Raw genomic sequence first — 25,423 nt, forward strand, 5'->3', positions numbered from 1 at the left:
AGCAGGCGCCGCGGCAACGCGCTACCCTAGCCGCCCCGTCGCCGCATTCAGCCGCCATGGCCCGCCCCGACCTGACCGCCCGCCTCCACGCCCAACGCGCCCTGCGCGATGCCCAAGGCCGTCGCCGCACGCGGCGCACGGTCAGCCGTCGTGATGGCGTCCGCCTGGAGGTGGACGGCCAGTGGCTGACCGGCTTCTGCAGCAACGATTACCTGGGCCTGGCCCAGCAGTTCAGCGTGGTCAACGCATTGCAGGATGCGGCCGCACGCGAAGGCTCCGGCGCGGGCGCCTCGCATCTGGTCTGCGGCCACCACGCTCTGCATGAGGCACTGGAGCGCGAAGTGGCGGAGTGGCTGGGCTACCCGCGCGCGCTGCTGTTCGGCAGTGGCTTCGCCGCCAACCTGGCCGTGCAGCAGGCGCTGCTGAGCGAAGAGAACGATGTGTGCGTGCAGGACAAGCTCAACCACGCCAGCCTGCTCGATGCGACGCGGCTGGCGGGTGCGCGCCTGCGCCGTTATCCGCACCTCGACGCCGAAGGCGCGATGCGCCAGCTCAAGCACGCGCCCGATGGCGCGGCGATGCTGGCCACCGACGGTGTCTTCAGCATGGATGGCGACATCGCACCGCTGCGTGCATTGTCGCTGGTGGCACGCCTGCAGCAGGCGCTGTTCTATGTGGACGATGCACACGGCGTGGGCGTGGTCGGTGATGGCCGTGGTGCCGTGGCCGCCGCCGGGCTGGGCGTGGACGATGTGCCGCTGCAGCTGGTCACGCTGGGCAAGGCACTGGGCGGTTCCGGCGCGCTGGTGCTGGGCCGCGACGACCTGGTCGAGCACCTGGCCGAAACCGCACGCCCGTACATCTACACCACTGCGATGCCGCCGGCGCTGGCCGCCGCAGCACTGGAAGCGGTGCGCCTGGCGCGCCGTGACAACTGGCGGCGCTCGAAACTGACCGATCTGATCGCGCTGTTCCGCGGCGAAGCCCGCCGCCATGGCCTGGACCTGATGGCCTCGGAAACGCCGATCCAGCCGCTGCTGTGTGGCGACGACCATCGCGCCGTGGCGATGTCCCAAGCGTTGGAACAGGCCGGTTGGCTGGTCGGCGCGATCCGCCCGCCCACGGTTCCCGAAGGCAAGGCACGCCTGCGCGTCACGCTGTCCGCGCTGCACACCCCCGAGCAGGTGCGTGGCCTGGTCGAAGCCATTGCCAGCGCGCGCGATCGCGTCGACCTGGCCGCGCGTGAGGCCGCGCCACCGCCGCTGCCTGTCTTTGCCTGAGCCTGTTGCCGTTTCCCCATGCATATCGACGTCACCGGCCAGGGGCCGGACCTGGTACTGATCCATGGCTGGGCCCTGCAGGGCGGCGTGTTCGCGCCGTTGGTGCAACGCCTGGCCGGTCACTTCACCCTGCATCTGGTTGATCTGCCGGGCCATGGCCACAGCCGCGAGGACACCACGCCGCTGCGCCTGCCGTTCGTGGTCAATGCCATTGCCGCGGCCACGCCGCCTGCGGTGTGGTGCGGCTGGTCGCTGGGCGGCCTGTTCGCGCTGCACGCCGCCGCGACACTGCCGAAGGTGCGCGGGCTGGCGATGATCGCGGCCACGCCGCGCTTCGTGCGTGGCGACGACTGGCCGCATGCGGTGGAGCCGGCGGTGTTCGAGCAGTTCGGGCGCGAGCTGGCCACCGACTTCGGTGGCACCCTGGAACGCTTCCTGGCGCTGGATGTCATGGGCTCGGCACACGCCCGCGAGGAGCTGCGCACGCTGCGCCAGCGCCTGGTCGAGCGCGGTGCACCCACCGAACGCGCCCTGCTGGAAGGCCTGCGCCTGCTGGAAAGCACCGACCTGCGTGGCGCACTGCCGACGCTGGCCAAGCCCAGCCTGTGGATCGCCGGCCAGCGTGACCGGCTGGTGTCTCCGGCGGCAATGCAGGCCGCCGCGGCACTGGCCCCCGGTGCGCAGGCGCTGACCATCGCCCACGGCGGCCATGCGCCCTTCCTCGGCCATGCCGACGAGGTGGCCGCCGCCCTGCAACACTTCGTTGCCGGCCTGTCACCGGCCGATGGCGGACAATGAGCGCCTTCCTCATTCCGCAGGATTGATGCATGGATCTGGGTATCAACGGCCGCTGGGCACTGGTCTGCGGCGCAAGCAAGGGGCTGGGCCTGGGCTGCGCACGCGCGCTGGTGCGCGAGGGCGTCAACGTGGTGATCGTGGCCCGTGGTGAGGCTGCGCTGCAGGCCGCCGCCGAAGCGCTGCGCGCGCTGCCCGGCGCCGCCGAAGTCCGCGTGGTCGCCGCCGACGTGACCACCGAGGCCGGTCGCTCCGCAGCGCTCGCCGCGTGCCCGCAGGTGGACATCCTGGTCACCAATGCCGGTGGCCCGCCGCCGGGCGACTTCCGCAGTTTCGAGCGCGACGACTGGATCGCCGCGCTGGACGCCAACATGCTGGCGCCGATCGCGCTGATCCGCGCCACCGTGGACGCGATGATCGCGCGTGGCTTCGGCCGCATCGTCAACATCACCTCGTCGGCGGTGAAGGCCCCGATCGACATCCTGGCGCTGTCCAACGGCGCGCGCAGCGGCCTGACCGGCTTCGTCGCCGGCCTGTCGCGCCGTACCGTGGCGCACAACGTCACCATCAACAACCTGCTGCCCGGCCAGTTCGACACCGACCGCCTGCGCGCCAACTTCGCCCACAGTGCGGGCAAGGACGGCAATGCTGCCGAAGTGGCCGAACGCCGCCGCCAGCAGATCCCGGCCGGCCGCTTCGGCACGGCGGATGAATTCGGCGCGGCCTGCGCCTTCCTGTGCAGCGCACAGGCCGGTTACCTCACCGGGCAGAACCTGCTGATCGACGGCGGCGCCTACCCCGGTACGTTCTAAGAGACTTTCGCAATGCCGTCCCACTTCGATGCCCGCCATGTCCGCCGCGCGTTCGCCCGCGCCGCCAACAGCTACGACGCCGCCGCCGCCCTGCAGCGCGAGGTGCAGGCGCGGCTGGTGGAATCGCTGGACTACCTGGAGGCACGCAAGCCCGAGGTAGTGCTGGACATCGGCGCGGGTACCGGCCACGCCAGTGCGCTGATGAAGAAGCGCTGGCCGAAGGCGCAGGTGATCGCGCTGGACGTGGCCCTGCCGATGCTGGACCAGGCCAAGCGCCAGGCCGGCTGGTGGAAGCCGTTCCAGCGCCTGTGCGGCGACGCCGCCGCGCTGCCACTGGCCGACAACAGCGTGGACGTGATCTTCAGCAACCTGTGCCTGCAGTGGGTGGACGACCTGCCGGCGGTGTTCGCCGGGTTCCGTCGCGTGCTCAAGCCCGGCGGCCTGCTGCTGTGCTCCACCTTCGGCCCGGACACGCTGGTCGAACTCAACGAAGCGTTCGCGGCCGCCGATGACCGCCCGCACGTGAGCCGCTTCGCGCAGATCGCCCAGTTCGGCGATGCGCTGATGATGGCCGGTTTCCGCGACCCGGTGCTGGACCGCGACCTGTTCACCCTGACCTACGACGACCTGCCCTCGTTGATGCGGGAGCTGCGCGCGATGGGCGCGACCAATGCGCGGGTGGACCGCCGCCACACGCTGACCGGGCGTGGCCGCTTCGCCGCGGCGGCAGCGGCGTATGAACCGATGCGACGCGCCGACGGCAAGCTGCCCAGCAGCTGGGAAGTGATCTATGCCCACGCCTGGGCACCGGACCCGGGCGCACCGATCCGCGAAGGCGGGCATGACGTGGCCTCGGTGCCGGTGTCGGCGATTCCGATCCGGCGCAAGCAGACCTGATCGCCCGGTCGTGCCGGCCGCTGGCCGGCAACCTCACGATTCCACGATGGGCGTCTGCCCAAATCAGGTTTCCGCCTCAGGTGTTGGCCGGCGAACTCAGCGGCGGCCGCACCAGGTCGCGGTGGAAGAAATAGATTTCCTGCACCAGGAAGCGCCAGCTGGTGTGGAAGCTGCGGAAGCGCGTGCTGGGCGTGGACGAGGCCAGCGCATCGATGCCCAGCGCCTTGCTCAGGCGCAGCGCGCGCGCCATGTGCAACGGGTCGCTGACGATGATCACCCGGTGCAGGTCGCGCTGGTCCATCAGCCGCTTGGCCTCGACCAGGTTCTGCACGGTGTTGCGCGAGGCGGTCTCGATCAGGATCGCATCGTCCGGCACGCCATGCTTGAGCGCATAGCGCCGCGCCACCTGCGATTCGGAAAAGCGCGCGCCGGTGCCACCGTAGCCGCCGGTGAAGATCAGCAGTGGCGCGTACTGGGCTTCATAGAGATCCAGGCCATGACGGATGCGTTCTTCGAATACCGGCGACGGCTTGGCGTCATAGGCCGCCGCACCGAGCACGATGATGGCGTCGGCCTTGGCCGCCTGGTCGCGCTCCCCCACCCAGACGATCCAGGCGGTCACGCCCAGCAGCCAGACCACCAGCAGCACGAACAGCCGCCACAGCCAGCCCAGCAGGCCGGTGCGGGGCCGGTGCCCGTCGCGGCTCAAGGCGCCCCCCAACGCAGCGCGGGCAGGTCGACATTGCCACCGGACAGCACCAGGCCCACCCGCAGGCCGGCGAACCGCTGCGGCTGTGCCAGTACCGCGGCCAGCACGGTGGCCGAGGACGGCTCGACCACCTGCTTGAGCACCTCCCACAGCAGGCGCATCGCGGCCATGGTGGCGGCGTCGTCGACCACGATCACCTCGACGCCGGCCGCGCGCAGCAGCGCGAAGTTGGGGGCGCCGATCAGGGTACGCAGGCCGTCGCAGATGGTGTCCGGGGTGAACGCGCCCTGGCGCTCGCCTGCGGCCAGCGAGCGCGCGGTGTCGTCGGCACCGGCCGGTTCGGCCAGCACCAGCCGGGTCTGGGGACTGGCGAACTGCAGGGCCCGGGCGGTACCGCTGGCCAGGCCGCCCCCTCCGACTGGGACTACCAGCACGTCGAACGGACCGTCGCTGTGCAGCAGCTCCAGGGCCGCGGTGCCCTGCCCGGCCATCACCGCCGGGTCCGCATAGGGATGGACCAGGGTCGCGCCGGTATCAGCCTGTACTTTGGCGCAAGCGGCCTCGCGGTCGGCGATGGTCGGCGGGCAGCGCCAGAGCGTGGCACCGTGGCGGGCGATGTTGGCCAGCTTGGCCGCCACCGCACCTTCGGGCACCACCACGTGGCAGGGAATGCCACGGGTGCGCGCGGCCAGGGCCAGGGCAGCGCCGTGGTTGCCGGACGAATGGGTGACCACGCCGGCACGGGCGCGATCGGCATCCAGCGACCACACCGCGTTGCAGGCCCCGCGGAACTTGAATGCGCCGCCGCGCTGCAGGTGCTCGGCCTTGAACGCCAGCTGCGCGCCGGCCAGCGCATCAAGCGTGCGCGAGCGCAGCACCGGGGTCACGCTGGCGTGCGGCGCGATCCGCGCAGCGGCAGCCAGGACATCGTCGGCACGGGGCAACAGTGAATCGCTCATGACGCAAGATTAACGTATGGCCCCACGCTGGCGACCCCGGCACAGGTCATGCCAGCATGAGGGCCTTCACCTCCATTCATCCTGGGCAGTGAAGTTAAGGGCCGATTCAACGCCTGCGCACGAAGCTGACTGCACAACCCGTCCTCTGGGGGGACCCACCATGAAAACGCGCCTGATGCTTGCCGGTGGCCTGTTGCTGGCCCTGACCGGCTGCACCACCTACGACTATGTCGGCGGTGGCCGCAGCGGCAGCTACTACCACGGTGCGCCGTCGGTGGAGTACCGCTACCCGGCCGGCTATCCCTACAACTACGGCTACCCTTACTACGGCGGCTATGGCGGCTACTACGGCGGCTATGGCAATCCGTACTACTCGCGCCCGATCTACCGCCCGCCGCACAACCACCGTCCGCCACCGCGCCCGCCCGGCAACGGTGGCGAGAACCGTCCGCCGCCGCCGCCGCGGCCGTCGTACAACGGCGGTTCGCCGTGGCGGAACATGGACTCGATGCGTCGCCCGCCGCAGTCGAACATCCAGCCGTCGGCGCCGCCACCGCCGGCCCGTCCGACCCCGGCGCCGAGCGCGCCGAGGATGAACGGTTCCCCGTGGCGCAACATGGATCGTGGGACGCAGCGCACAGTTGAGCGCTGAACCGTCTTGCATTTCACCCGGTCCAGGTTGCACTCTACGGAACCGGTGACGGCCCGCGTCACAAAGTGACAAAAAGCGAGACGGGCCGCCGCAAAAATCTCTACGTCGATATCCGACAGGAACATCTGGATCCCCCCTGTTCCGGCCCTGTCGGATGTCGGCACCTCTGAAGACAGACGGCCCCGCACTGCGGGGCCGTCTGTTTTGCCGGGTCGCCAACCGGAGAGAGCCCCAGCGTCGGTAGATCCACGCCATGCGTGGTCGGGCCTTTCCCGGCAATCCCAAAAAAACAGGGCCGGACAGTCCCCCGACTGCCGGCCCTCTGCTCCCCCACCGTGCGCCTGTACCGGCCCCTGTTCCAATTCCGGTCACGGGCGCCTGCGGCGCCAGCCACGGTGGGTGCTATTGGGTTATCTGCAATAATCCTGCCAACTTTAGGGCTGATTTCGACGCCGGCCGGCCGGCACCGACGCCGCGGCCCCGAATGGCGCTAAAATCGCCACCCCGGCGCCGCCCCGGCCGCGCCCGCCCCCAGCTGAACGGCCCCATGAACCCGTCCTTCCATCGTTACGACGTCATCGTCATCGGCGGTGGCCACGCCGGCACCGAAGCCGCGCTGGCCGCGGCCCGTACCGGCGTGCGCACCCTGCTGCTGACCCACAACATCGAAACGGTGGGCGCGATGAGCTGCAACCCGGCCATCGGAGGCATCGGCAAGGGCCACCTGGTCAAGGAAATCGACGCCCTGGGCGGTGCGATGGCGCATGCCGCCGACCGTGCCGGCATCCAGTGGCGCACCCTCAATGCCTCCAAGGGCCCGGCCGTGCGCGCCACCCGCTGCCAGGCCGACCGCAACCTGTACCGCATGGCGATCCGCGCCATCGTTGAAGGCCAGGCCAACCTGACCGTGTTCCAGGCGGCCGTCGATGACCTGGTCATCGACGGCGACGCCGTGCGCGGGGTCATCACCCAGACCGGCCTGCGCTTCGATGCCGAGGCCGTGGTGCTGACCGCCGGCACCTTCCTGGCCGGCAAGATCCATGTCGGCCCGACCCAGTACGCCGCCGGCCGCATGGGCGACCCGCCGGCCACCACGCTGGCGGCGCGCCTGCGCGAGCGCCCGTTCCAGGTGGACCGCCTGAAGACCGGCACGCCACCGCGCATCGACGGCCGCTCGCTGGACTACAGCGTGATGGACGAGCAGCCCGGCGACTTGCCGCGCCCGGTGATGTCCTTCCTGGGTTCGGTGGACGAGCATCCGCAGCAGGTCAGCTGCTGGATCACCCACACCACCGAACAGACCCACCAGATCATCCGCGACGCGCTGCACCGCTCGCCGCTGTACAGCGGCCAGATCGAAGGCATCGGCCCGCGCTACTGCCCGTCCATCGAGGACAAGGTGGTGCGCTTCGCCGAGAAGGCCAGCCACCAGATCTTCGTCGAACCCGAAGGCCTGGGCATCGTCGAGATCTACCCCAACGGCATCTCCACCTCGCTGCCGTTCGACGTGCAGTTGGAGATGGTGCGCAGCATCCGCGGCTTCGGCAACGCGCACATCACCCGCCCGGGCTACGCGATCGAGTACGACTTCTTCGATCCACGCGGGTTGAAGGCTTCGCTGGAAACCAAGCTGGTCAACGGCCTGTTCTTCGCCGGCCAGATCAACGGCACCACCGGCTATGAAGAAGCCGCCGCGCAGGGCCTGCTGGCCGGCCTCAACGCCGCACGCCAGGTGCGTGGGCTGGACGGCTGGTGCCCGCGTCGCGACGAGGCCTACCTGGGCGTGCTGGTGGATGACCTGATCACCCACGGTACCAACGAGCCGTACCGCATGTTCACCAGCCGCGCCGAATACCGCCTGCAGCTGCGCGAGGACAACGCCGACCAGCGCCTGACCCCGGCCGGCCGCGAGATGGGCCTGGTGGATGACCAGCGCTGGAGCGCGTTCGAGACCAAGCAGGCCGCCGTCGCCGCCGAGCGCGCGCGCCTGGGCGCGCTGTGGGCGACCCCGGCCAATGCGCTGGGCCGCGAAGTGCAGGACACGCTGGGCGTGGCGGTCAGCCGCGAAACCAACGTGCTGGACCTGATCAAGCGCCCCGAGCTGGATTACGCGCAGCTGATGCAGGTGCCGTCGCTGGGCCCGGCCGTGGCCGACGCCAAGGTGGCCGAGCAGGTGGAGATCGGCGTGAAGTACGCCGGCTACCTGGACCGCCAGCGCGAGGAGATCGAGCGCCAGCAGCGGCATGAAGCCACGCCGATCGCCGAAGGCTTCGACTACGCCACGGTGCGCGGGCTGTCGGCCGAAGCGCTGCAGAAACTGGAGCGCGTGCGCCCGCAGACCATCGGCCAGGCGCAGCGCATCCCGGGCATGACCCCCGCGGCAATCTCGCTGCTGCTGGTGCACCTGGAGCGTGCACGCCGGGGCCGCGTGGCGTAGGCAGCACCGTCCGCTTCTGGTGGGTGCCGACTTGGGTCGGCACATGAATCTGCCTTGGTGGGTGCCGACCTTGGTCGGCACGAATCATCAGATCGCGACACTCCATGCTTCCGTGCCGACCAAGGTCGGCACCTACCAGAGCAGGGCGCGTTACCGTGCGTCTGCGCCACCGCCCAGCACCTTGAACAGCGTCACCCGGTTTCCCGCTTCCTGCTGCTGCAGCGCGATCAGGTCCTGCTGCGCGGCAAACAGGCTGCGCTGCGCATCCAGCGCCTGCAGATAGCCGTCCAGGCCGGTGCGATAGCGCGCCTCGGCCAGCGTGTAGCTGCGCTGGCTGGCGGCGACCAGTGCCCGTTGTGCCTCCACCTGCGCGGCCAGGTGATCGCGCGTGGCCAGGGCATCGGCCACTTCACTGAAGGCCTGCTGGATCGCCTTCTCGTACTGAGCGATGCCGATGTCCTTGCCAATCTTCGAGGCATCCAGTGAGGCCTTCAACGCGCCGGCGTGGAAGATCGGCGCCGTGATGCTGGGCGCGAACGACCAGCCGCGGGTGCCGGCCGAGAACAGCGTCGACAACGAGGTGGAGCTGTGGCCGTAGTTGGCAGTCAGCGTCAGCGTCGGGAAGAACGCGGCGCGCGCGGCGCCGATATCGGCGTTGGCCGCCTGCAACGCGTGTTCGGCGGACAGCACGTCCGGACGCTGCAGCAGCACGCTCGAGGGCAGGTTGGAAGGCAACGGCGCCAGCGCCACGGTGCCGTCCAGTGCCTGAGCGCTGGGCAGCAATGCCGCGTCCAGCGGAGCACCCACCAGTAACTGCAGCGCATCACGATCCTGCGCCTGCTGGGTCTGCAGCCTGGCCAGCGCAGCGCGCGCGGCGTCCACACTGGTCTGCACCTGCGACAGGTCCAGGCCCGAGGCCAGGCCTTGTGCATGGCGGGCCTCGGTGCGCTGCAGGGTCTGCTGCTGACTGTCCAGCGTCTGCCGGGTGAACGCCAGCGACTGCTCGTCGGCCGCCAGCGCCAGCCAGGCCGTGGCCACTTCGGCGACCAGGCTGGTGCGCGCCGCACGCTGGTTCTCGGCACTGGCCAGCCAGTTCTGCAGCGCCTCGTTCTTCAGGCTGCGGATGCGCCCGAACAGGTCCAGTTCCCAGCTGCTGAAGCCCACCTGCACGGCATCGGATTCGGTCACCTGGCTGACGCCGATCTCGCTGTTGGCATCACTCACCCGCGAACGGGTCACGCTGCCGCTGGCATCCACCGACGGCAGCAGCGCCGCGCGCTGGATGCGGTACTGCGCGCGTTCCTTCTCCACCTGCAGCACCGCCACGCGCAGGTCGCGGTTGTTCTGCAGTGCCAGCGCGATGACCTGCTGCAGGCGCGGCTCCGGGAACACCTCGCGCCAGGCCGGCATCGCCAGTGCTGGCCCGGTCTCGCCGGTGGCGGCATTGGCGAACTGTGCCGGCACCGGCGCCTCGGGGCGCTGGTAGTGCGGGGCCATGCTCACGCAGCCGCCCAGCACGGTGGTCATCGTTGCGGCCGCCAGGGCGCGCAGCAGCATCGGCTTCATGGGCGTGCCTCCGGGGCAGTGGCGTCGGCCGGCGCGCGGCCCGGGAACAGGCGGCGCACCAGCAGGTAGAACAACGGCACGAAGAACATGCCCAGCACCATCGAGGCGACCGTACCGCCGGCCACGCCGGTACCCAGCGAACGGCGCGCGGCCGAACCGGCGCCGGTGGCGAACACCAGCGGCAGCACACCCATCAGGAATGCCAGCGAGGTCATCACGATCGGGCGCAGCCGCAGGTAGACCGCCTGCAGGATCGCTTCGCGGGTGCGCTTGCCCTGCTGCTCGAGGATGCGCGCGAACTCGACGATCAGGATGCCGTTCTTCGCAGCCAAGCCAATCGTGGTCAACAGACCGACCTGGAAGTACACGTCGTTGTTGAGGCCACGCAGGTTCATCATCAGCACGGCGCCGAACACGCCTACCGGCACCGCCAGCATCACCGCGAACGGTACCGCCCAGCTTTCATACAGCGCGGCCAGGCACAGGAACACGAACAGCAGCGAGATGGCATACAGCATCGGCGCCTGGTTGCCCGACAGCTGTTCCTGGTAGGCCATGTCCGACCAGGCATGGCTGAAGCCTTCCGGCAGCGTGTCGGCCAGGCGTGCGATCTCGGCCATCGCCTCGCCGGAACTGACGCCCGGTGCCGGCTGGCCGGTGATCTCCATCGCCGAGACGCCGTTGTAGCGCTGCAGCGCGGCCGGCGCACTGGTCCAGTGCGCGCTGACCAGCGACGACAGCGGTACCATCTGCCCGGCCTGGTTGCGCACGCTCCAGCGCTCGATGTCCTGCGGCTGCATGCGGGCTTCGGCCGTGCCCTGGATGAACACCTTCTTGATGCGGCCCTTGTAGATGAAGTTGTTGACGAAGTCGCCACCCAGCGCGGCGTTCAAGGTGTCATTGATGTCCTGCGGATTCACGCCCATCGCCTGCGCCTTGGCGTCGTCCACCTTCACCGCGTACACCGGCGCGTCTTCCAGGCTGGCGTAGCGCACGTTGACCAGCTTCGGATCCTTGGCAGCCTCCTTCAGCAGCGTGTTGCGCGCGGCCACGGCGGCGGCATGGCCGGCACCGCCTTCGTCCTGCAGTTCCAGGGTGAAGCCACCGGCATCGCCGAGGCCGAGGATGGCCGGTGGCGAGGTGATGAACACCTGCGCATCGGGCACGCTGGCCATGGCCGCGGTCAAGCGCGCGGCGATGGTATCGGCATCGTCCTTGCGGTCGTCCCAATCCTTGAGCCGGATGAAGGCCTGGCCGACGTTCTGGCCACTGCCGCTGACACTGAAACCTGCGGTGGCCTGGATTGACAGTACGCTGTCGTCCTTCACCGCGGCGGCGCTCAGGCGATCCATCACGGCACGGGTCTGCTCCAGGGTGGACCCGGCGGGCAGCTTCACCAGCGCGTTGAGCATGCCCTGGTCTTCATCGGGCAGGAACGCGCCCGGCAGGTGCCACAACAACAGGCCGGTGGCCACGCTCAGCACCAGGTAGAACAGTACGCCCAGCGTGCGCCGGCCGAGGAAGCGGTCGACGCGATGGCGCAGTCGGTTGGAGGTGCGCTCGAAGCGATGGTTGAACCAGATGAAGAACTTGCCCAGCAGGCCCGGCTCGCCAGCGTGGTCGCCATGCGGATGGCCGCCCTTGGGAATCTGGTGCAGGATGCTGCCGCACAGCGCCGGGGTGATGGTCATCGCCACCAGCACCGACAGGATCATCGCAGCGGCGATCGTCACCGAGAACTGGCGATAGATCACGCCGGTGACACCGCTGAAGAACGCCATCGGCAGGAACACCGCGGTCAGCACCAGCACGATGCCGACCAGCGCGCCGGTGATCTGGCCCATCGCCTTCAACGTGGCTGGCTTCGGTGCCAGCCCTTCGAAGGTCATCACCCGCTCCACGTTCTCCACCACCACGATGGCGTCGTCCACCAGCAGGCCGATGGCCAGCACCAGCGCGAACATGGTCAGCGTATTGATCGAATAGCCGAAGGCGGCCAGCACGCCGAAGGTGCCCAGCAGCACCACCGGCACCGCGATGGTCGGGACCAGCGTGGCCCGCCAGTCTGCAGGAACAGGTACATCACCAGCACGACCAGTGCGATCGCCTCGATCAGGGTGATCACCACTTCCTTCAGCGAGATGGTCACGAACGGCGTGGTGGTGAACGCCACGTGGTAGGTGTAGCCATGCGGCCAGTACTTCTGCAGCTGTTGCAGTCGTGCCTCGACGGCCTTGGAGACGGCGATGGCGTTGGCACCGGCGTTGAGCTCGATGCCCAGCGAGGCCGACGGCTTGCCGTTGAACGTGCTGATGCTGTCATAGCTTTCCGGGCCCAGGCCGATCGTCGCCACGTCGCCCAGGTGCACCACGCTGCCACTGGCATCGGCCTTGAGCACCACCTGCGCGAACTGCTCGGGCGTGTGCAGGCGGCTGCGCGCGGTCACGGTCGCGTCCAGCTGCTGGCCCTTCAGCGCCGGCTGGCCACCGAGTTCACCGGCCGACACGTCGGTGTTCTGCGCCTGCAGTGCGGTCTCGATGTCCGACGGCATCAGCGCGTACTGGCGCATCTTTTCCGGGTCCAGCCAGATACGCATGGCGTATTCCTGGCCGATCGGCTGGATGTTGCCGACACCGCTGACGCGGCTGATCTGGTCGTCGATGCGCGCTTCCATGAAGTTGGCGACATCGAAGTTGTCCATGCTGCCGTCTTCGCTGGTGAACGACAGCACCTCGAAGATCGAACCGCTGGACTTGGTGATGGTCAGGCCGTTCTGCTGCACCGCCTGCGGCAGCGTCGCCATCGCGGCCTGCAGCTGGTTCTGCACCTGCACCTGCGCGGTGTCCGGGTTGGTGCCGGTGGCGAACACCAGGTTGACCTGCGCCGAGCCGTCGGAAGCACTGGTCGAGGTCATGTACATCAGGTGGTCCAGGCTCTGCTGGGACTGCTCGATGACCTGGGTGACCGCGTTTTCCACGGTCTGCGACGAGGCGCCGGTGTAGGTGGCGCGGATGGTGATGGTGGGCGGGGCAATCTGCGGGTAGCGGTCCACCGGCAGGATCAGGATCGCGAGCAGGCCGAGCAGGCTGACCGCGATGGCGATCACCCAGGCAAAGATCGGCCGGTCGATGAAGAAACGAACCATGCGCGGCAGGCCTCAGTGCGACTTTTCGTCGGTGTTGCCGTTCGGGTCGACCGCCGGCATCGCCGCCAGCTGCGCCGTGGTGGCCGCCATCGCCTTCACCTGCTGGCCCAGCGCTACCGCACTGCCGTTGCTGACGATCACCCGCTCGCCAGCCTTCAGGCCCTGCGTGATCTGCCACTGGTTGCCCACCACCTGGCCGGTGCTGACCCGCCGCTCGACCACGCGATCCTTTGCGTCGAGCAGGCGCAGCAGCGGCTCGCCACGTTCATTGCGCAGCACCGCCTTCTGCGGCACCAGCAGGGCACGCGCATCGGTGGCCATCGGCAACACCGCCTTCAGGTACATGCCTGGCAGAAGCAGGCCCTCCGGGTTCGGAATGACCGCGCGCAGCACCACGTTGCCGGTGCCTGGATCGACTGCGCTGCCGACGAACTCCAGCGTGCCCTCATGGGCATAGGTGCTGCCGTCCTCCAGCAGCACCTTCACCTGGGCCTTGCCATCGATGGCCTTCACCAGGCCGGCGTCGAGCTGCTTGCGCAGCGCCAGCATCTGCGTGCTGGACTGGGTCACATCCAGATAGACCGGGTCCAGCCGTTGAATGGTCGCCAGCGCCGCATCCTGGCCGGCGGCGACCAGCGCGCCGGCGGTGACGCTGGAGGTACCGATGCGGCCGTCGATCGGTGCGGTCACCCGGGTGTAGTCCAGGTTGATCCGCGCGGCCTGCAATGCCGCGCGCGCGGCAATCACGTTGGCCTGGGCCTGCTTCAGTGCCGAGGTGGCATCGTCGGCGTCCTGCTTGCTGGCCGCGTCCATGCCCAGCAGCGTACGGGTGCGCTCGGCCTTCGGCTGCGCCGACAGCACAGCGGCCTCGGCCTGCGCCAGCTGGCCACGCGCGGTATCGAAGGCGGCCTGGTACGGCGCCGGATCGACCTGGTACAGCAGCTGCCCGGCCTTGACCTGCTGGCCTTCGGTGAACAACCGCTGGCGGATCAGCCCACCGATCTGCGGCCGCACCTCGGACACCTCGAACGGCACCGCCCGGCCGGGCAGGGTCTGCTGCAGTGCCAGCGGTTGCGCGCGGGCGGTGATGACGCCGACTTCGGGGGTGGCCGGGGCCTCGGTCCTGCCCGCCGAGCAGGCCGCCAGGGCCAGCAGCAGGGGCAGCAACAACGCACGGGGGAAGCGGAACAGCGGACGCAGGAGTGACATGGGGGGCGTGGGGGCCTTTCGTTGACCCGTGCACGCTGCCGTGAAAGTGTGCAGAGAATATGGAGATTGTGCGACCGGCTCAGCGGGCGCTTGCTTTCGGCGCCGCATGCGCCGCTAATGGCCCGGCGATGGCGAAGATTCGATTCAAATTCGGCCTGACCGCGAAGACCTTCCTCGCGATCTTCACCGCCTGCCTGCTGGTGCTGGCAGTGAACGGCATTGCCAGCCGCGTGGCGTTCCAGACCGGCTTCCTGGACTACCTCAACGACCAGGGCGACCTGCGCATGCAGCGCGTGATGCCACACCTGCAGCGCGAGTACCGCACGCACGGCGGCTGGGAGCATCTGCGCGGTGACAGTGACCGCTGGGCGCGGCTGCTGCGCCCGGACCTGGGCCATGGGCACGAGGGGCCCGTGCCGCCGCTGTCCGACCAGACCGGCGTTCCCTCGCGGCTGGGCCTGTTCGATGCGCAGCATCGGTTCGTGGCCGGCAACCCGGACGCGATCAGCGACGACGAGCCGCACAGTGTGCAGGTGGACGGACACACCGTCGGCTGGCTGGGCATGGTGCCGTTCCAGACCGTCATCGCCACCAACGACCTGAATTTCTACAACACCCAGGTGCGCGCATGGTGGGTGATCGGCATCTCGCTGCTGCTGGTGACCGTAGTGCTGGCCTGGCTGGTGTCGCGCGCGCTACGCCAGCGCCTGGCCAAGCTGGCCGCCGCCACCCACCGGCTCGCCGCCGGCGACTACGCCACCCGCATCGAGCGCACCAGCGATGACGAGCTGGATGCACTGGTCAACGACTTCAACCGGATGGCGCAGGCGCTGGACGACACCGAGCGCAACCGCCGCGCCTTCATCGCCGACATCTCGCACGAACTGCGCACGCCGCTGGCGGTGGTGCGCGCCGAACTGGAGGCGATCGAGGACGGCATCCGCCCGCTGGACCGCGCCAACCTGGGTGCCCTGCAGGGCGAGATCCGCCAGCTGGGCAAGCTGATCGACGACCTGCACGACCTGTCGATGACCCAGTCCGGTGGCCTGGCCTACCGCTTCGCCCCGCTGGACCTGGTGGCGCTGCTGCGTAGCGAGCTCAATGGCATGCGCGTGCGCTTCTCCACGGCGGGGCTGGCACTGGAAGAAGCGCTGCCCGCCACACCGCTGCAGGTGTCCGGTGACGAGCGCCGCCTGCAGCAGGTGCTGGCCAACCTGCTGGAAAACGCACTGCGCTATACCCATGGCGGCGGCCGCGTGCGCGTGCAGGCTGCGCGCGTGCCCGCCGGCGTGCAGCTGATCGTGGAAGACACCGCGCCGGGCGTACCGGCCGACAAGTGCGCGCTGCTGTTCGAGCGCTTCTACCGGGTGGAGAGTTCGCGCAACCGCGCCAGCGGCGGCAGCGGGCTGGGCCTGGCCATCAGCCACAACATCATCCTCGCCCACCACGGCCATATCCACGCCGAGCCCTCGCCGCTGGGCGGGCTGCGCGTGGTCGTCACCCTGCCGGAGTCCGCATGAGCCTGTCCCCCGCCGCGTCCGCGAAGATCCTGATCGTCGAGGATGAGCCACGCCTGGCCTCGGTGCTGCGCGACTACCTGGCCGCCGCCGGCATGACCAGCGAATGGGTGGACGATGGCGGCCAGGTGATCGACGCATTCGCGCGCTACCAGCCCGACCTGGTGCTGCTGGACCTGATGCTGCCGCAACGCGATGGCGTGGACCTGTGCCGCGAACTGCGCGCCGGCAGCGACGTACCGGTGATCATGGTCACCGCGCGGGTGGAAGAGATCGACCGCCTGCTGGGCCTGGACATCGGTGCCGACGACTACATCTGCAAGCCGTTCAGTCCGCGCGAAGTGGTCGCGCGGGTGGTGGCGGTGCTGCGCCGTTACCGCCCGGACCCCGCTGCACGCGCCAACAGCGGCCTGCATATCGACGAACCGGCGGCACGCGCCACCTGGAACGGCAAGGGCCTGGACCTGACGCCGGTGGAATACCGCCTGCTGCGCACCCTGCTGGCCACGCCCGGCCGGATCTGGGCGCGCGATGAGCTGCTCGACCGCCTCTACCTGGACCACCGCGTAGTGGTCGACCGCACCGTCGACAGCCATGTGCGCAACCTGCGCCGCAAGCTGGCCGACGCCGGCATGGAAGGCGAACCGATCCGTTCGGTGTACGGCATGGGCTACAGCTACGAACCCTAGCCGGTAGTGCCGGCCGCTGGCCGGCAACCGCAGAATTCCAGGTGCGTCCATTGAGGTTGCCGGCCAGCGGCCGGCACTACCCGTGCGCAACTGCGCTACAGTCGAGCACGCTCGACATCAACGGATCACGACTGCATGGACGACATCCACCCGATCGCGCCGGACAAGCGCGCCGCCATTCTTTCCAGCCTCGCCGACATCGAACGGCGACACGACGTGCGCGTTCTGCTGGCGTGCGAGTCCGGCAGCCGTGGCTGGGGCTTCTCTTCGCCGGACAGCGATTACGATGCACGCTTCATCTACGTGCATCGCCAGCCGTGGTATCTCACCGTCAACGAGAGCACCGGCCCCGGCGATGCGCAGCGGGACGTGATCGAACTGCCGATCGACGATGAGCTCGATGTCAGCGGCTGGGACCTGCGCAAGGCATTGCGCCTGGTTTCAAAATCCAATCCGACACTGATTGAATGGCTGCGCTCGCCGATCATCTACCAGCAGGATCACACCGCAGTGTCGCAGCTTTGGAAGGCAGCTGAGTCGTTCTATTCACCACTGGGCACGTGGTGGCACTACTTCAACATGGCGCGCTCGAACCATCGCGGTTACCTGCGTGGCGAAACGGTACGCACGAAGAAGTACCTGTACGTGCTGCGCCCACTGCTGGCCTGCCAGTGGATCGAGCACGAACAGACCCCCCCGCCGATGGCCTTCGAGGACCTGCTGGACCGGCTGCTGACGCACGGCCCGGTGCGTGAAGCCATCGATGCCCTGCTGGCGGTTAAACGCGCCAGTGCCGAGGTCAGTGCCGGACCACGCATCGCGGCGATCAGCGATTTCATCGATCGTGAACTGGCCATCCGGACTGCGCAGGCGCCGCAGCTGCCCGCTGGACACGGTGATGCGGCGTGGCTGGATGAGCTGTTCCGGCAGATGCTGGCCGAGCACGCGCCGATCTGAGCGGCTGCACCTGACTCGGGTAGTGCCGGCCGCTGGCCGGCAACCGCAGAATTCCAGGTACGCCCATGACGTTGCCGGCCAGCGGCCGGCACTACCACGCAGGTATCATCGCGGTGAACGCCCTGATTTCCGGAGACACCGATGAACCCGCTGCGCCCCTTCCGCGACAAGATGCCCGTCCTCGGCGAGCGCGTGTACATCGATCCGGCCTGCACCCTCATCGGTGACGTGGAACTGGCCGAGGACGTATCAGTGTGGCCGGGTACGATCATCCGCGGCGACGTCAATTACGTCCGCATCGGTGCGCGCACCAATGTGCAGGACGGCACCATCATCCACGTCAGCCACCACAGCCCGTACAACAAGGCCGGCTACCCGACCCTGATCGGCGAAGGCGTGACCGTCGGCCATGGCTGCATCATCCACGCCTGCACCATCGGTGATTACAGCCTGATCGGCATGGGCGCCTGCATCCTCGATGGCGCCCGTGTGGAACGCCATGGCTTCGTCGGTGCCGGAGCGGTGGTCGGCCCGGGCAAGGTGGTCGGTGAAGGTGAGCTCTGGGTGGGCAACCCGGCCCGCCCGGCGCGCACGCTGAGCGACAAGGAGATCGAGTCGCTGCACTATTCGGCCGACCACTACGTGCGGCTGAAGGACGAATACCTGGGCTGAACGGCCAACGCCGCCATGCGGCTCTGCTAAAGTCTGGGCCCGACCAGGACCTGTCGAGACCCCCCATGCCTGTGGCTGCCTGCCGGAGAGGACTCCGCCGCCCACAACGAAGGCCATCGCACTGATGGCCGCACCGATGCTCGATACCTACCGCGAGGTGGTGACGCCGGAGGGTGTGCCGCTGCAGTTGCCGGCGGCCGGCCCGGTGCCACGGGCGATGGCCTGGCTGATCGATCTGGGTGTGCGCATCGCGGTGCTGGTGCTGATGTCGATTCCGCTGGCACTGCTGGATTCGTTCGGCTCCGGGCTCGGCCTGGTGCTGATGTTCCTGGTCTACTGGGCCTACCCGATCGTCTGCGAAGCGCGGTGGGGCCGCACCCTGGGCAAGCGCGCACTGGGCCTGCACGTGCTCGCGCGCGATGGCGCGCCGGTGGGCTGGATGGCCGCCATCACCCGCAACCTGCTGCGCACCGTGGACATGCTGCCGTTCGGCTATGCACTGGGCCTGATCAGCAGCCTGTTCGATTCCCACGGCCGCCGCCTCGGCGACCTGGTGGCCGGTACCGTGGTGGTGCATGCACCGGTGCTGTACCTGCCGCCTCCGCCCACCATCGACAGCGTGCTGGCCCCGCCGCAGCCGCTGCGACCGGAAGAACAGGCGGCGCTGATGGCCTTTGCCGAGCGCGCGCCGCGGCTGTCGGCGGCACGCCAGCAGGAACTGGCCGGCATTGCCGAGCCACTGACCGGCACCCACGGCCAGGTCGGCGTGCTGCGCCTGTATGCCATGGCCAACTGGCTGCTGGGGCGGCGATGAAGCAGGAACAGTTCGTCGCCCGCTACCAGCAGGAATGGCAGGACCTGGAACATTGGCTGCTGCTGCGCGCCGGTGCTTCGCGCCGCACGCGGCGCAAGGCCAGCGCGCTCGCGCTGGACGATACCGCCTTCCCGCAGCGCTACCGGCGCCTGTGCCAGCAGCTGGCGCTGGCCCGCGAGCGCGGCTACAGCCCGCAGCTGGTGCAGCGCCTGCAGCAGTTGATGCAGCAGGGCCACAGCGTGCTGTACCGCACGCCGCCGACGCGCTGGCGCGGTGCGCTGGAATTCCTGGTGGCCGACTTCCCGTTGCTGGTGCGCAGCCAGGCGCGCAGCATGTGGGTGGCGCTGGCGATGTTCGCGCTGCCGGCGCTGGCCTGCTTCGTGCTGGTGCAGGTCTATCCGGACCTGATCCACATGGTGATGGACAACCGCCAGATCGCCGAGATGGAGCGCATGTACGATCCGGCCGCCGAGCGCCTGGGACGCGACAGCGGCACCGACTGGATGATGTTCGGCCACTACATCCTCAACAACATCAGCATCGCCCTGCGTACCTTCGCCAGCGGCCTGCTGGCCGGCCTGGGCACGCTGCTGGTGCTGCTGTTCAACGGCGTGATCATCGGTTCGGTGGCGGGCCACCTGCAGCACATCGGCCATGGTGATCCGTTCTGGCGCTTCGTCGCAGGCCATGGTGCCTTCGAGCTGACCGCGATCGTGATCGCCGGCGGTGCCGGTCTGCAGCTGGGCATGAAACTGCTGGCACCCGGCCGGCGCAGCCGCCTGGATGCACTGGTCGAGGGCGGCCGCATCGGTGCGCGCCTGTGCCTGGGCGTGGCGTTCATGCTGCTGGTGGCCGCGTTCATCGAAGCCTTCTGGTCGTCGATTGCCGACGTGCCGGCGTGGGGCAAGTTCAGCGTGGCCGGCATGCTGTGGGCCGGCGTGCTGCTGTGGCTGTGGCGCGGCGGACGCGGAGGCGGCCATGCGCATTGACCACCTGGACGTGGTGCTGCGCGCGCGCAGCGGCTGGGAAGCAATGGAGCTGGGCAGTGCCCTGTCGCGCCGCCACGCACGCGCGGTATGGGGCAGCTGGCTGCTGGCCAGTGCGCCGCTGTTCGTGGTCTTCAACGCGCTGGGTTGGTGGCTGGATGCATTCGGCTGGGCGTGGCTGGCGATGTGGTGGTGCAAGCCGCTGTTCGAACGGGCGCCGCTGTACGTGCTGTCGCGTGGCATCTTCGGCGAGCCGGTCGGTACGCTGGCGGCCCTGCGCGCGCAACGCAGCTGGGGCAATGCAGGTTTCTGGGGCTACCTGGGCTGGCGCCGTTTCAGCGTGCTGCGCAGCCTGTGCCTGCCGGTGAACCTGCTGGAGGGCAATGCGCCGGCCCAGCGCGGTGCACGCCGCCGCGCTGTGGCCGCTGGTGCGGCGGGTGCCGCCGCCGTGCTGACCGTGGCCTGCATGGCGTTTGAAGCGGTGCTGGTGTCCGGTGCGATCGGCGCGGTGTTCATGTTCATGCCGCTGGAGCTGATGTCCGAATCATGGCGTGCCGCGTGGGACATGATCGGCCAGGACACACCCGCCTGGGCGCGGGCCGGCTTCAACCTGGCGTGCTGGCTGGCCTCGTTGCTGATCGGTCCGTTCTACGTCGGCGCCGGCTTCGGCCTGTACTTGAACCGGCGCACGCAGATGGAAGCGTGGGACGTGGAGATCGCCCTGCGCCGCCTGCGCGAGCGGCTGCTGCCGGCGGCATCGACGCTGGCCCTGCTGCTGTGCCTTGCCCTGCCGCTGGCCTCCGCGCCAGTGCATGCGCAGGACGCGCAGACGGCCGCAGAACAGGCGGACGATGCCGGAGAGGACGAGGACAGCGCGGAGGAACCGGCCACTGCGGCGAACGATCCGGCCAATGCACCGACCATGATCTTCGGTGCAGCGCCAGTGGACACCGCCGGCTTCCGCCAGGCGGTTAACCGCGCCTATGAGGACCCGCTGCAGCGCCCGACCCGCCAGGTCACGCGCTGGAAGCCGATCGAGCAGGCCGAGGAAAAAAAGAAGGAAGACAAGCAGCTGCAGCGTGACACCAACAGCAAGGGTGAACGCAAAGCGCGCAAGGACGGCATCGCCTGGCTGGCACGCCTGGCCGAGTGGGGCCTGTGGGGCCTGCTCGGCATCCTGCTGCTGGTGCTGCTGCTGACCGCGCGGCTGTGGCTGCCGTGGCTGCGCGGCAGTGGCCGGCGCAAGGCCGAGGCCGCACCGCAGGTAGTGGAAGAACCGGTGGAACTGCCGGTCGTGCTGCCGCCGGACGTGGCCACCCAGGCCGGCCTGCTGTGGGACCAGGGGCGGCCGCGGCAGGCGCTGGCCCTGCTGTACCGCGCCAGCGTGCGCACGGTGGGCGAGCGCAGCGGCATCGCGCTTCCGCCCGGTGCTACCGAAGCGCAATGCCTGCGCGCGTCGCGGCGCATGCCCGATGCCACCGACCGTGACCTGTTCGCGCGCATCGTGCGCATGTGGCAGTACGCCGCCTACGGTGGCCGCCTGCCCAGCCGCGCCGATTTCGATGCATTGGCCGATACCCTGCGCCGGCAGTACAGGTGGCTGGCATGAGTCCGCGCCTGTTCTGGTCGCTGCTGCTGGGCGCGCTGGTGCTGTTCGGCGTGCCGCTGACGATCCTTTACCTGCGCACGCACGAACGCGTGACCGAGACCGTGCAGCTGCCGCCGCAGGGCGAAGCTGGCTACAACCCGCTGTACGTGCTGGGCCAGGCCCTGCGTGCCGATGGCATCGAGGTGCACTCGCGGCCGCGGCTGGACCTGCAGCAGATGGCGCTGGGCCCGCACGATACGGTGGTGCTGCTGCAGGACAGCAGCGAACTGCCGGCACCGGCGGCCAGGGCCCTGCTGGCCTGGGTTGATGGTGGTGGCCATCTGCTGGTGCGTACGCCGCCGCCCGCCGAGGACGACGCCAGCAGCACGCAGGGGCCCCTGCTGGACCAGCTGGGCGTGGACAGCCTGTATCAGCAGAGTGACTGCCAGCCATTCCACGTCATCGATGATCCCAGCCACGTCGAGTTCTGCGGCGGCCGTCGCTTCACGCTGGGCTTTGCCGCCAATGCGCGGGCCGAACGGCGCTGGGGCAACGAGCGCAACCTGGTGTTCGCGCGCCTGCGCCATGGCCAGGGCAAGGTGAGCGTGCTGGCCGACATGGAGTTCATGCGCGGCGAGGTGGACTCACCGGCGGCACGCCTGGCGTCGGCCGCAGGCAAGGCCAGTGATGGCCTGCACGATCTCTCGCACCGCGACCTGACCCGTTACCTGCTCGACCCGAATTACGGCAAGGGCACTTTCTGGCTGGTCTACGCCAGCCGCCCGCCGTCGCTGTGGGCGCGCCTGTTCTACCAGGCCTGGCCGCTGTGGGCGCCGCTGCTGCTGGCCCTGCTGGGCTGGTTGTGGGCCCGCTCGCAGCGCTTTGGCAGCCTGCTGCCGTCGCCGGTGCTGGAACGCCGCTCGCTGCTGGAGCACGTGCGTGCCAGTGGCGAGCTGCTGCTGCGCTTCGGCCACGGCACGCGCCTGTACGACGCCGTGTTCGCCCTGTTCCTGCATCGCCTGCGCCTGCGCGCACCGGTAGCCGCTGCACTGGACGGTGCGCCGCGCGATCAGGCCATCGCCGAACTGCTGAAATGGCCGCAAGGCCGTGTTGCCAGCGCGCTCACGCCCCCGCCACCGCACGATTCCTCCGCCCTGCGCGAGCGCATCCGCTTGCTGCTCCAGATGAGATCCCTGCTATGACCGAAGTCCCCGAGCTGCCGGCGGCCGCCAACGCCCGCCTGATCGAACGCGTCGATGCCATCCGCACCGCCGTTGGACACGCCTTCATCGGCCAGGCCGATGTACTGGACCAGATCCTGGTGGCGCTGCTGGCCGGTGGCCACGTGCTGATCGAAGGCGTGCCCGGTCTGGGCAAGACCCTGCTGGTGCGTGCACTGGCACAGGCCCTGGAGCTGGACTACGGGCGCGTGCAGTTCACCCCCGACCTGATGCCCAGCGACGTCAGTGGCCACGCGGTGTACGACCCGAAGAGCGAGAGCTTCAAGATCCGTCGCGGCCCGGTGTTCACCAACCTGCTGTTGGCCGACGAGATCAACCGTGCCCCGGCCAAGACCCAGTCGGCCCTGCTGGAAGTGATGCAGGAAGGCCAGGTGACCATCGAAGGCAAGGCCTTCACCCTGGCGCCGCCGTTCATGGCGCTGGCTACGCAGAACCCGCTGGAACAGGAAGGCACCTACCCGTTGCCGGAAGCACAGCTGGACCGCTTCCTGCTGAAGGTGCTGATCGACTACCCGCAGCTGGAGGCCGAGAAGCGCATGGTGACCGCGATCACCAGTGGCCGTGCCGCCAGCGATTTCGACCTGAGCCAGGTGCCGCGTGTATTGGGGGCCGGCGAGCTGCTGGAACTGCAGCGCGCGACCGCGGCGATCACCGTCGATGACGAAGTGATCGACTACGCGGTGCGGATTGTGGCGGCCACGAGGCAGTGGCCGGGCATCGCGGTCGGCGCTGGCCCCCGCGGCAGCATCGCGCTGGTGCGTGCCTCGCGCGCGCAGGCGGTGCTGGCCGGCCGTGACTTCGTCACGCCGGACGACGTGCGCGACATTGCGCGCCCGGCGCTGCGCCACCGCATTGCACTGGCCCCGGAGCTGCAGATCGAAGGCCAGGACGCCGACGACGTGCTGGGCGCGCTGCTGGCCAAGGTGGAAGCACCGCGCCGATGAGACCGGCCCCGCTGCTGCTGGCGCTGCTGCTGGCCTGGGCTGCCTTGGGCGGCCTGGTGCTGGGCGGGTGGCTGCCGCGCTGGAGCTGGGCGCTGGCAGCCGTCGTCATCGCGCTGCCCGCCTTGTGGGATCTGTGGCGGCAGTCGCGGCGTCCGTCGCCGCAGGTACAGCGCGAGCTGCCCGAAGCGCTGGCGCTGGGCGTGCGCCGCGAGGCGGCGCTGCGCCTGCAGGCCGAGCAATCGATGACGGTGCAGGTGTTCGACCTGGTGCCCGGCGGCTGGCCGCTGGAAGCGCTGCCGCAGCGCGTGCGCCTGCAGGCCGGTACGGCGTCCACCCTGCACTACCACCTGCAGCCGCTGCAGCGTGGGCACTTCCGCTTCGAGGGGGTGCACCTGCGCATGCGTTCGCCGTGGCGCCTGTGGTGGCAGCAACGCACGCTGCCGCCGGCGCTGGAGGTGCGGGTCTATCCGAACTTCGTGCCGCTCACCCGCTTCGCATTGTTCAGTGCCGACCAGGCCTCGCGGCTGGTTGGTGCGCACGTGAAGCGCCGCCGTGGCGAAGGCACCGATTTCCACCAGATGCGCGAGTACCGCATCGGCGACAGCCTGCGCCAGCTCGACTGGAAGGCCACCGCGCGTGCGCGCAAGCTGATCTCGCGCGAATACCAGGACGAGAAGAACCAGCAGCTGCTGCTGATGCTGGACAGTGGCCGGCGCATGCTGGCCAGCGAAGGCGGGCTCTCGCACTTCGACCATGCCTTGAACGCCTCGCTGGTGGTGGCTTACCTGGCGCTGCGCCAGGGCGACGCTGCCGGCCTGTACGCTGCCGGTGGCGAACGCCGCTGGGTGGCACCGCAGCGCGGCATGGGTACGGTCGAGCACCTGCTGCGCGCCAGCTACGACCTGCAGCCACGCGCGGTGGCCACCGATTACCTGGCCGCCGCCACCGAGGTGTCGCTGCGCCAGCGCCGGCGTGCGCTGGTGATGCTGGTCAGCAACGTGCGTGATGAGGACATCGAAGACCTGCTGGCGGCAGTGCGCCTGCTGCAGCGGCGCCACCTGGTGTGCGTGGCCAGCCTGCGCGAACGCGAGCTGGACGGCGCACTGGAGGGCGAGGTGCAGACACTGGAAGACGCCACCCAGGCCGGTGCCGCCGCGCTGTACCTGCAGCAACGCGCGAAGGCGCATGAGGCCCTGCGCAGCGAAAAGGTGATGGTGCTGGACGTGACCGCCGATGCCCTGCCCGGCGCGCTGGTGGAACGCTATCTGGCGGTGAAGCGCGAAGGGCTGCTCTGATACCCGCGATCGCTCTGGTAGGTGCCAACCTTGGTTGGCACGGAATCCACAGCGCCGACCAGGGTCGGCATCTACCAAAACCGGTTGCCGGCCAGCGGCCGGCGCTACCCCCTGCAACAACCGCCGCATCGCCTTGGTAGGTGCCAACCTTGGTTGGCACGAACCCACAGCGCCGACCGAGGTCGGCATCTACCAAAACCGGTTGCCGGCCAGCGGCCGGCACTACCCCTGCAACAACCGATGCATCGCCCTGGTAGGT

Annotated in this window: 20 protein-coding genes and 1 pseudogene; 16 read left to right on the top strand and 5 right to left on the bottom strand. The window is 69.2% G+C overall.

The window, feature by feature from the left end; genetic code table 11:
* Nucleotides 1–56: 56 nt before the first annotated feature.
* Genes bioF through bioC form a run of 4 tightly spaced genes read left to right on the top strand, consistent with a single transcriptional unit; the run spans nt 57 to nt 3,784 of the window.
* Nucleotides 57–1,280, top strand: a complete 1,224-nt coding sequence (bioF, locus tag QP609_RS19755; protein WP_014648763.1) for an 8-amino-7-oxononanoate synthase — start codon at nt 57–59, stop codon at nt 1,278–1,280.
* 18 nt (nt 1,281–1,298) lie between these two features.
* Entirely contained in the window at nt 1,299–2,078 is a 780-nt protein-coding gene (gene bioH, locus QP609_RS19760) for a pimeloyl-ACP methyl ester esterase BioH (protein WP_142235063.1), read from the top strand.
* Nucleotides 2,079–2,107: 29 nt separating this feature from the next.
* Entirely contained in the window at nt 2,108–2,887 is a 780-nt protein-coding gene (locus QP609_RS19765; RefSeq protein WP_014648765.1) for an SDR family oxidoreductase, read from the top strand.
* Nucleotides 2,888–2,899: 12 nt separating this feature from the next.
* Complete coding sequence (bioC, locus tag QP609_RS19770; RefSeq protein ID WP_014648766.1) at nt 2,900–3,784, top strand: malonyl-ACP O-methyltransferase BioC; 885 nt, start codon at nt 2,900–2,902, stop codon at nt 3,782–3,784.
* 76 nt (nt 3,785–3,860) lie between these two features.
* Here bioC and QP609_RS19775 read toward each other — a convergent pair whose 3' ends face one another.
* Together QP609_RS19775 and QP609_RS19780 are read right to left on the bottom strand one after the other, a co-directional pair.
* Nucleotides 3,861–4,493 (bottom strand): YdcF family protein, encoded by a 633-nt coding sequence (locus tag QP609_RS19775; RefSeq protein ID WP_080355825.1) that lies wholly within the window; start codon nt 4,491–4,493, stop codon nt 3,861–3,863.
* Entirely contained in the window at nt 4,490–5,452 is a 963-nt protein-coding gene (locus tag QP609_RS19780; protein WP_014648768.1) for a pyridoxal-phosphate dependent enzyme, read from the bottom strand. Before QP609_RS19780 ends, QP609_RS19775 begins: the two co-directional genes overlap by 4 nt.
* A 160-nt stretch (nt 5,453–5,612) precedes the next feature.
* On the opposite strand from QP609_RS19780, the gene QP609_RS19785 reads away from it, so the two are divergent.
* Both QP609_RS19785 and mnmG read left to right on the top strand, forming a co-directional pair.
* The gene (locus tag QP609_RS19785; RefSeq protein ID WP_032957537.1) at nt 5,613–6,104 is read left to right on the top strand and encodes a hypothetical protein; all 492 of its coding nucleotides are present in this window, start codon (nt 5,613–5,615) and stop codon (nt 6,102–6,104) included.
* Between the two features lie 547 nt (nt 6,105–6,651).
* Nucleotides 6,652–8,541, top strand: a complete 1,890-nt coding sequence (gene mnmG / locus QP609_RS19790; protein WP_197621066.1) for a tRNA uridine-5-carboxymethylaminomethyl(34) synthesis enzyme MnmG — start codon at nt 6,652–6,654, stop codon at nt 8,539–8,541.
* 150 nt (nt 8,542–8,691) lie between these two features.
* Here mnmG and smeC read toward each other — a convergent pair whose 3' ends face one another.
* From smeC to smeA, 3 genes and pseudogenes are all read right to left on the bottom strand, one after another.
* Entirely contained in the window at nt 8,692–10,107 is a 1,416-nt protein-coding gene (gene smeC / locus QP609_RS19795; protein ID WP_197621065.1) for a multidrug efflux transporter outer membrane subunit SmeC, read from the bottom strand.
* A pseudogene (gene smeB / locus QP609_RS19800) lies at nt 10,104–13,252 on the bottom strand (multidrug efflux RND transporter permease subunit SmeB). The gene smeC and the pseudogene smeB overlap by 4 nt, the downstream one beginning before the upstream one ends.
* Nucleotides 13,253–13,264: 12 nt before the next feature.
* On the bottom strand, nt 13,265–14,461 hold the full coding sequence (smeA, locus tag QP609_RS19805) for a multidrug efflux RND transporter periplasmic adaptor subunit SmeA (protein WP_197621063.1): 1,197 nt from the start codon (nt 14,459–14,461) through the stop codon (nt 13,265–13,267).
* A gap of 128 nt (nt 14,462–14,589) precedes the next feature.
* Here smeA and baeS point away from each other — a divergent pair, with 128 nt between their 5' ends.
* The 10 genes from baeS (at nt 14,590) to QP609_RS19855 (ending at nt 25,164) form a co-directional block, all read left to right on the top strand.
* Nucleotides 14,590–15,981, top strand: a complete 1,392-nt coding sequence (baeS, locus tag QP609_RS19810; RefSeq protein WP_014648774.1) for a sensor histidine kinase efflux regulator BaeS — start codon at nt 14,590–14,592, stop codon at nt 15,979–15,981.
* Nucleotides 15,978–16,667 (top strand): response regulator, encoded by a 690-nt coding sequence (locus QP609_RS19815; RefSeq protein ID WP_014648775.1) that lies wholly within the window; start codon nt 15,978–15,980, stop codon nt 16,665–16,667. Before baeS ends, QP609_RS19815 begins: the two co-directional genes overlap by 4 nt.
* 135 nt (nt 16,668–16,802) lie before the next feature.
* Nucleotides 16,803–17,624 (top strand): nucleotidyltransferase domain-containing protein, encoded by an 822-nt coding sequence (locus QP609_RS19820; RefSeq protein ID WP_262216865.1) that lies wholly within the window; start codon nt 16,803–16,805, stop codon nt 17,622–17,624.
* 141 nt (nt 17,625–17,765) lie between these two features.
* On the top strand, nt 17,766–18,296 hold the full coding sequence (locus tag QP609_RS19825; protein ID WP_014038860.1) for a gamma carbonic anhydrase family protein: 531 nt from the start codon (nt 17,766–17,768) through the stop codon (nt 18,294–18,296).
* 124 nt (nt 18,297–18,420) lie between these two features.
* Complete coding sequence (locus QP609_RS19830) at nt 18,421–19,110, top strand: RDD family protein (protein ID WP_014648778.1); 690 nt, start codon at nt 18,421–18,423, stop codon at nt 19,108–19,110.
* Nucleotides 19,107–20,099, top strand: a complete 993-nt coding sequence (locus tag QP609_RS19835) for a stage II sporulation protein M (protein ID WP_014648779.1) — start codon at nt 19,107–19,109, stop codon at nt 20,097–20,099. The genes QP609_RS19830 and QP609_RS19835 overlap by 4 nt, the downstream gene beginning before the upstream one ends.
* The gene (locus QP609_RS19840) at nt 20,089–21,705 is read left to right on the top strand and encodes a DUF4129 domain-containing protein (RefSeq protein WP_197621831.1); all 1,617 of its coding nucleotides are present in this window, start codon (nt 20,089–20,091) and stop codon (nt 21,703–21,705) included. The genes QP609_RS19835 and QP609_RS19840 overlap by 11 nt, the downstream gene beginning before the upstream one ends.
* The gene (locus tag QP609_RS19845; RefSeq protein ID WP_197621832.1) at nt 21,702–22,886 is read left to right on the top strand and encodes a DUF4350 domain-containing protein; all 1,185 of its coding nucleotides are present in this window, start codon (nt 21,702–21,704) and stop codon (nt 22,884–22,886) included. The genes QP609_RS19840 and QP609_RS19845 overlap by 4 nt, the downstream gene beginning before the upstream one ends.
* A complete protein-coding gene (locus tag QP609_RS19850) occupies nt 22,883–23,869 on the top strand; it encodes a MoxR family ATPase (protein ID WP_197621833.1) in 987 nt (328 codons plus the stop codon). The genes QP609_RS19845 and QP609_RS19850 overlap by 4 nt, the downstream gene beginning before the upstream one ends.
* Nucleotides 23,866–25,164 (top strand): DUF58 domain-containing protein, encoded by a 1,299-nt coding sequence (locus QP609_RS19855; protein WP_014648783.1) that lies wholly within the window; start codon nt 23,866–23,868, stop codon nt 25,162–25,164. Before QP609_RS19850 ends, QP609_RS19855 begins: the two co-directional genes overlap by 4 nt.
* Nucleotides 25,165–25,423: the final 259 nt, after the last annotated feature.

The organism is Stenotrophomonas sp. 8(2023) (assembly GCF_030345295.1).
GTDB lineage: Bacteria > Pseudomonadota > Gammaproteobacteria > Xanthomonadales > Xanthomonadaceae > Stenotrophomonas > Stenotrophomonas muris.

Bases quoted from the DNA above. Each gene is read 5' to 3' on its own strand.
- QP609_RS19845 (WP_197621832.1), top strand. From the start codon at position 21,702: ATGAGTCCGCGCCTGTTCTGGTCGCTGCTGCTGGGCGCGCTGGTGCTG.
- QP609_RS19840 (WP_197621831.1), top strand. From the start codon at position 20,089: ATGCGCATTGACCACCTGGACGTGGTGCTGCGCGCGCGCAGCGGCTGG.
- smeA (WP_197621063.1), bottom strand. From the start codon at position 14,461: ATGTCACTCCTGCGTCCGCTGTTCCGCTTCCCCCGTGCGTTGTTGCTG.
- smeC (WP_197621065.1), bottom strand. From the start codon at position 10,107: ATGAAGCCGATGCTGCTGCGCGCCCTGGCGGCCGCAACGATGACCACC.
- QP609_RS19785 (WP_032957537.1), top strand. From the start codon at position 5,613: ATGAAAACGCGCCTGATGCTTGCCGGTGGCCTGTTGCTGGCCCTGACC.
- QP609_RS19855 (WP_014648783.1), top strand. From the start codon at position 23,866: ATGAGACCGGCCCCGCTGCTGCTGGCGCTGCTGCTGGCCTGGGCTGCC.
- QP609_RS19765 (WP_014648765.1), top strand. From the start codon at position 2,108: ATGGATCTGGGTATCAACGGCCGCTGGGCACTGGTCTGCGGCGCAAGC.
- QP609_RS19830 (WP_014648778.1), top strand. From the start codon at position 18,421: ATGGCCGCACCGATGCTCGATACCTACCGCGAGGTGGTGACGCCGGAG.
- bioF (WP_014648763.1), top strand. From the start codon at position 57: ATGGCCCGCCCCGACCTGACCGCCCGCCTCCACGCCCAACGCGCCCTG.
- bioC (WP_014648766.1), top strand. From the start codon at position 2,900: ATGCCGTCCCACTTCGATGCCCGCCATGTCCGCCGCGCGTTCGCCCGC.
- QP609_RS19825 (WP_014038860.1), top strand. From the start codon at position 17,766: ATGAACCCGCTGCGCCCCTTCCGCGACAAGATGCCCGTCCTCGGCGAG.
- bioH (WP_142235063.1), top strand. From the start codon at position 1,299: ATGCATATCGACGTCACCGGCCAGGGGCCGGACCTGGTACTGATCCAT.
- QP609_RS19780 (WP_014648768.1), bottom strand. From the start codon at position 5,452: ATGAGCGATTCACTGTTGCCCCGTGCCGACGATGTCCTGGCTGCCGCT.
- baeS (WP_014648774.1), top strand. From the start codon at position 14,590: ATGGCGAAGATTCGATTCAAATTCGGCCTGACCGCGAAGACCTTCCTC.
- QP609_RS19850 (WP_197621833.1), top strand. From the start codon at position 22,883: ATGACCGAAGTCCCCGAGCTGCCGGCGGCCGCCAACGCCCGCCTGATC.
- QP609_RS19835 (WP_014648779.1), top strand. From the start codon at position 19,107: ATGAAGCAGGAACAGTTCGTCGCCCGCTACCAGCAGGAATGGCAGGAC.
- mnmG (WP_197621066.1), top strand. From the start codon at position 6,652: ATGAACCCGTCCTTCCATCGTTACGACGTCATCGTCATCGGCGGTGGC.
- QP609_RS19815 (WP_014648775.1), top strand. From the start codon at position 15,978: ATGAGCCTGTCCCCCGCCGCGTCCGCGAAGATCCTGATCGTCGAGGAT.
- QP609_RS19820 (WP_262216865.1), top strand. From the start codon at position 16,803: ATGGACGACATCCACCCGATCGCGCCGGACAAGCGCGCCGCCATTCTT.